General features: G+C 35.1%; 1 protein-coding gene. It reads right to left on the minus strand.

What is annotated here, in order from left to right; genetic code table 11:
- Positions 1 to 131: 131 nt before the first annotated feature.
- A partial coding sequence (locus HMPREF1551_RS00550; RefSeq protein WP_021627027.1) for a leucine-rich repeat domain-containing protein occupies positions 132 to 804 on the minus strand: 673 nt, incomplete at its 5' end.

The following is an 804-nucleotide window of genomic DNA, read 5'->3' on the forward strand; positions in this document are numbered from 1 at the left end:
TCCTTTAGGGTAAGTTCCTTTTCTTCTTTTTTTGCAGCATCTGTGGTATCCTCTTTGTTACATTGGGTAAAGAGAGCAATGGTAAGTAATAACGTTATACTAATAGATAGTGTTTTCATTGTTATATAGTTTTACAATTCTATGATTAGTCCTTCAAAATCTTTCCAGTACTTAGAGCTGTCAATATAGGTTTGTTTTTTTCCTTTAGGGACATATATCTTCAAAGGCGGCTCTTCTACAGCTCTTCTTAGGGAACTGTACTTAATAGTGGGAGGGGTGTCACTCTTAAAAACTATTTTTTCTAATTGTTTGCAGAACTGTATCACTCTATCACCCAACTTTTGGATACTTGATGGAAATACGAGTTCTTTTATTCCTGTACCAGCAAAAGCACTCCAATCAATTTCTGTGACACCTTCAGGGATTGTGATTTCTGTGATTTTTGCGCAATTATATAGTGTAACAGCATCGATGAATGTGATTCCCTTAGGGAGATTTACTTTTTCTAAATTTTTACAACCAGAGAAAGAAGCTCCTCCTAAAGAAGTTACACTATCAGGGATCTCTGCATCTATTAGTTTCTCACATCTGTAGAATACTCTATCTCCAATGAAAGTGAGCTCTTTAGGTAATATAACATGTTCGAGATTTTCATGATCCCTAAAGGCATCTTTTTCTATTTTAGTAACCTCTTTGAGACCTTCTATGATGTTCATATCCAAGCTTTTGATGTTTTCTCCTTTCCACCTAACTAAGGTCTTTTTATCTTCGCTAAGTTCATAGTCTTCAGGAGTTACTTTGGAA

Source organism: Capnocytophaga sp. oral taxon 863 str. F0517 (assembly GCF_000466425.1).
Taxonomy (GTDB): domain Bacteria; phylum Bacteroidota; class Bacteroidia; order Flavobacteriales; family Flavobacteriaceae; genus Capnocytophaga.